At 74.1% G+C, this 4806-nt stretch carries 4 protein-coding genes; all 4 read right to left on the reverse strand.

The features are described 5' to 3' along the window. Positions 1-545 (reverse strand): ABC transporter ATP-binding protein (locus tag CCN56_RS37810; RefSeq protein WP_256962379.1); only part of this gene is annotated, 545 nt, incomplete at its 3' end. A gap of 74 nt (positions 546-619) precedes the next feature. Then, positions 620-1462, reverse strand: a complete 843-nt coding sequence (locus CCN56_RS37815) for a DUF4097 family beta strand repeat-containing protein (protein WP_086832204.1) — start codon at positions 1460-1462, stop codon at positions 620-622. 97 nt (positions 1463-1559) lie between these two features. Further along, positions 1560-2075 carry a toxin-antitoxin system HicB family antitoxin gene (locus tag CCN56_RS37820; RefSeq protein WP_086832205.1) on the reverse strand — a complete coding sequence of 172 codons (516 nt, stop codon included), beginning with the start codon at positions 2073-2075 and terminating at the stop codon, positions 1560-1562. A 212-nt stretch (positions 2076-2287) separates the two neighbouring features. After that, on the reverse strand, positions 2288-4806 hold a 2519-nt coding region (locus tag CCN56_RS37825; RefSeq protein WP_086832206.1), incomplete at its 5' end, for a hypothetical protein.

Consider the following 4806-nt stretch of genomic DNA (forward strand, 5'->3'; position numbering starts at 1 on the left):
AGGCCGGTGGTCGGCTCGTCGAGGAAGATGATCCGCGGGTTGCCGACCAGGGTCATCGCGATGTCCAGGCGGCGTTTCATGCCGCCGGAGTACGTGGAGGCCGGCTTCTTCGCCGCCTCCGTCAGGTCGAAGCGCTCCAGGAGCTCCGTCGCGACCCGGCGGCCCTCCTGCTTGGACAGGTGGTTGAGGTCGGCCATCAGGAGCATGTTCTCCTCGCCCGTGATCAGGCCGTCGACCGCGGAGAACTGGCCCGTGACGCCGATCGCGGCCCGGACCGCCTGCGGTGATCCCGCCAGGTCGTGGCCCGCCACCCGGGCCTGGCCGCCGTCGGCGGTGATGAGGGTGGACAGGATCTTCACGGCGGTCGTCTTGCCCGCGCCGTTCGGGCCGAGGAGGGCGAAGACCGAGCCCTCCGGGATGTGCAGGTCGATGCCGTCGAGGACGGTCTTGTCGCCGTACGACTTGCGCAGGCCGACGGCGGAGACGGCGGCCGGGGACGGGCGGCCGCCCGTCTGGCTGGGCATGGGCATGACAGAAGAAGGCATGGGCCCTCCTGGTGAAGGGTGAAGGGTGAAGGGTGAAGGGGGGAGGGAGAGGGGAGCTTTTCGGGTGGCGGTGCTCAGGCCTTGGCGCGGCGGATGTCGATGTTGCCGTGCTTGGTGCGGGCGCGGACCTCGACCGTGTCCTCGGCCTTCCCCGGCGTCTCGGACGCGGTGAGCGCGTTGCGGACCTGGCCGGAGGCCGAGTGGGCGTCGAGCCAGGCGGCGACGCCCTCGCGGATGCCGACCTCGATCGCGCCGTAGGAGGTCTCCAGCTGGACGGTGCCGCTCGCCACCTCGCCGACGCGCAGGGTGCCGTGGGCGGTGGTGGCGACGACCGAGGCCTCGGCGCGGCCGACCTCGATGTCGCCGTTGGCGCCGCTCACCCGAAGGTCGCCGGTCACGGAGCGGAGGGTCGTGGTGCCGTGCGAGTTCTTCAGGACGGCGGGGCCGTCGACGGTGCCGACGCGCATGCTGCCGGAGCTGGTGGTGATCTCGGCCTTGCCCTCGACCCGGTCCACGGTGATCGAGCCGTGCGAAGCGGTCAGGTGCAGCGGGCCGGTGGTGTCGAAGCGGGCGTCGCCGGACGAGGTCTTCGCGCGGACCTCGCCGAGCCGGCCCTCGCCGATCACCTGGGTCCAGGCGCCGGTCACGTCGACCCGCGAGCCGGCGGGCAGTTCGACCGTGACGTCGACGACGCCGGTGCGGCCGAACATGTTGGACTTCGGCGTCCTGACGGTCAGTACGCCGCTCGCGTAGGTGACCTCGGTCTGGTCGGCCGTCTTCACGTCCAGGTCCTTCTTCGGGTTGCGCGCCCGCACCTCGACGACGGTGTCGGCGCGGTCGCCCGCGATGAACTGGATGGAACCGGCCTCCACGCGCGCCGTGGCCGAGATCGGTTCGGGAGTGTCGAAAGAAGGCATGGCTGTCCCGTCCTCTTGAGTCTTCAGGTCGTCCCCGCAGGTGGGACGTGGGGTGGGTGAAGTGGTGCGGGTGGTGCGGTGCGGGCCGGTGACGTGGCTAGCGCACCCAGCCCGTGATGCTCTGGCCGATGGTCTGGGGCCTCTCCGGCGTGCGCGGCCGGGTGCCGCCGCCGACCGCGGCCGACACGGCCCGCACCAGCCAGGCGTTGACCGACAGGCCCTCGCGGGCCGCGGCCTCCTCGGCGCGGGTCTTGAGGTGGGCCGGCAGGCGCAGGTTGACGCGGGCGGTGCCGCCCTCGTCGCCCTCGGCGAGAGCCGGGGCCGGAAGCGGTTCGGCGGCGGCCTCCGGCTCCGCGGGGGCGCCGCCCGTGGGCGGGGGCGTCACCACGAAGTCGGGGTCGAGGCCCCGGAGCCGTACGTCGACCGAACCGGGGGCGAGTTCACGGGTGATCTCGTCCGTCGCGGCGGAGAGCACGTTGAGCATGGTCAGCCGGGCGGCCGACTCCAGGGGAGCGGTGAGCCGCTCGGCCAGCTCGCGTGCCTCTTCGCCGCCGGCTTCGGCGGCCACCGCGAGTTCGCGGCGGAGGGTGTCGACATACGGGGTGAGGTCCATGACGTCATCATGGCACCACTCTGGCGCCATGTGCAAGCGTTGGAGTGGAGTCGATGTGGCGCCATCTGCCCGTAAGTGCTCTGACCTGCGTAAACGTGATGGCGCCCTGCTGGATGGCTGTGCGCTCAGGTGTGCGTGGCTGCTGTCGGTGACGTGAAATGGCGCCACATGGCACCTACTGGTGCCATGTGGCGCCACGATGGCGCGTCAGCTCATGCCGCGTCGCGCACCCTGCCCATGAACTCCGGGCCCGGGACCGGCTCCCAGTGCTCGTCGTAGGTGGACAGCGCGGCCCGCAGGGACTCCGCCGGCTCCGCCACCCCGTCCCTGACGGTGGGGACGGTCACCTGCACGGTCGTCTCGCCGGCGGGGACGGAGAGCCACAGGCGTGTGCCGCCTTCCGACACCCCGGACAGCGGCCTCGCGGGATTCGGCACCTCGCCGAACTGCGCTTCCAGCCAGGCCGGGTCGACGTCCGCCGTGGAGAGCTCCGGGCCGCCGGTCACCGGCTTCAGGAGGATCTCGCCCGAGATCTCGACATCGGCCGGCGCGGAGAGCGTCACCTTCCAGCTCAGCGCCGAACCCTCGGTCACGTCGTCGGCGACGGGCGTCAGACGCATGGTGGGCATGGGGTCGTCGTTCCGTGCGGTCACTCCGCCCCGGTGCGCTCCGACGACGGTGCCGCGCACCGCCTTGACGAGCACGTCGTGCCGCACGTCGTAGTCGTAGCGCGTGTTGCCCCGTACCTCCACCGGCACGTCGATGTCATGGCGTCCCGGCCGCACCGTCACCGTGCGGGACGTGACCCGGTCGGTGCCCGGCCCGGGGACGAACAGGCGGACCTGTCCGCTGCCCTGTCCGGAGACCGTCACCGGCACCCGGTAGGTCCGGACCCCGGAGTCGCCCTCCGCGACCGTCAGGCGGCCGAGGTCGACGCGCGTCAGCGGCGAGGGGTTCACCGCCGGGGTGCCGGGGCGCCAGCCCCACGCGTCCATGAGCCAGGCGCGGCCCGCGCCGCCGCGCGGGGTCAGCCGGAGGGTGTCGATCCGCTTCAGGTCCAGGCCCGCCCGTGCCGCGGCGGACAGCGGTACGCGGACCTCACGGCTCCAGTACGCCGCGGTGCGCGGGCTGCCCGGCAGTCCGTCGACGCGGATACGGCCCAGCTGCGCGCGGCGGCCGGAGGCGTCGGTCAGGGCGACGTCCAGTTCGGTGCCGGTGCTGTTGGGCGGGACGATCACGCGCAGCGCCAGGGACTCGGCGCCCGCGAGGGAGACCGGCCGGGACGGGCGGACCGTGACCGGGGTTCCCGCACCCGTCCACTGCATCGCGACCGCGTCACGGCCCGGCTCGGGAGACGTCTCCCAGTACGCGAAGTGCGGCGACCAGCCCTCCTCGGGCGACAGGCACGCGCGCGTGGCGTCGGGGTCGACCTGGGCGCACAGCCGGCCGCCGCCGGAGACGGTGACCGAGGAGCCCGGCAGGAACGCGGGCGTGCGGTGGGCGCCGACGGCGTGGGTGAGGACCCGCGCCGGGCCCGCCGAGGGCGCGCGGCGGCCGGTGCCGTCGAGCAGCGGCCGGACCGCGTCGTCGCCGCCGACGAACAGCCGGGCGGACGCAGCGATGTAGGTGGCGCCGACGGCCTGCTGCTGCGTCGCCGTCAGCCGGGTCGCCGTGCCGGGGGAGCAGACCGGGTCGACCCCGTCGTCGGACGAGAAGTCGTCGATGGCCGGTGCCTTCGCCTGCCCCGGAGTCCACTCGCTGTTGAAGAAGTTGTGGTTGGCGCCGACCACGTAGGCCGCGCTGTGCAGGGCGGCGCCCCTGCTGACGCCGCGGGTGCCGTCGACGTAGATCTGGCCCTGGAGGTCGGACACGTCGCCGTCGCAGCCCGGCAGGATGGTCGTGGAGGGCACGTCGGGCGCCGGGTTCTGGCCGAACACCGTGGGCCCGATCAGGACGTTGCCGCGGATCTTCCACCGTACGGGGCCCCGGTAGCCGTCCTGGGCGGCGGGCGGCGGGTTCAGGCTGTCGAGCGCGGCCCGGTTGACGCCCTCGCCTCCCCGGGAGTGCCCGACGAGGAGCACCCGCGAGAGGTCGGCGGGCGCGGTCTTCCGTACGGCCGCCGGGGCCGAGGCCCGGTCGGCGGCCCAGTCGGCCCAGCGGGCGAGGTGCAGCCGGACGAGGGAGGAGCGGGCCTGGGCGCCGGCGTCCTCCAGGTCCCCGTCCTGTCCGTTGACGCCGTTCGCGGCGATGGACAGCGTCACGTACCCCTGGGAGGCCAGGAGCCGTTGGGCGCGCAGATAGCCCTGCTCGCTGGGGATCGGCCGGGTGCCCGCCGGGCACGGCCAGGTGATCCGGACGTCCTCCGTGCCCGGGGTGTAGCAGGTGTCGTGGCGGCCGTGCAGGAAGAGGGCGACCGGCCGCTTCCCCGCAGCTCCGGCCGGGCCGACCACCGTGGCGCGCATCTCGACGGGCTGCGGGAGACCGGGCAGACGTACGGATCGCAGGGCGTACTCGCCGCTGACGGTCCGGTAGGGGCCCGGGGCGCCCGGGTCGACCGGGTTCGCGGGCAGCGGGGCCGGGTTCGCGGCGGCGGGGGCGAGGGGGCGCTCGGTGGCGGCGCCGGCGCGGCCCGCCGCGTCGAGTCGCCGTCCGCCGGCCGTCCCCCGCAGCTCCGTGCCCTCGTCGAGCCGGATGCCGCCGAGGGGCAGGGCGTAGGAGCGCCCGTCCGGGC

Source organism: Streptomyces sp. NRRL B-24572 (genome assembly GCF_002156145.1).
Lineage (GTDB): Bacteria > Actinomycetota > Actinomycetes > Streptomycetales > Streptomycetaceae > Streptomyces > Streptomyces vietnamensis.

Coding starts and splice junctions, on each gene's coding strand:
- CCN56_RS37815 (WP_086832204.1), bottom strand. CDS start 1,462: ATGCCTTCTTTCGACACTCCCGAACCGATCTCGGCCACGGCGCGCGTG.
- CCN56_RS37820 (WP_086832205.1), bottom strand. CDS start 2,075: ATGGACCTCACCCCGTATGTCGACACCCTCCGCCGCGAACTCGCGGTG.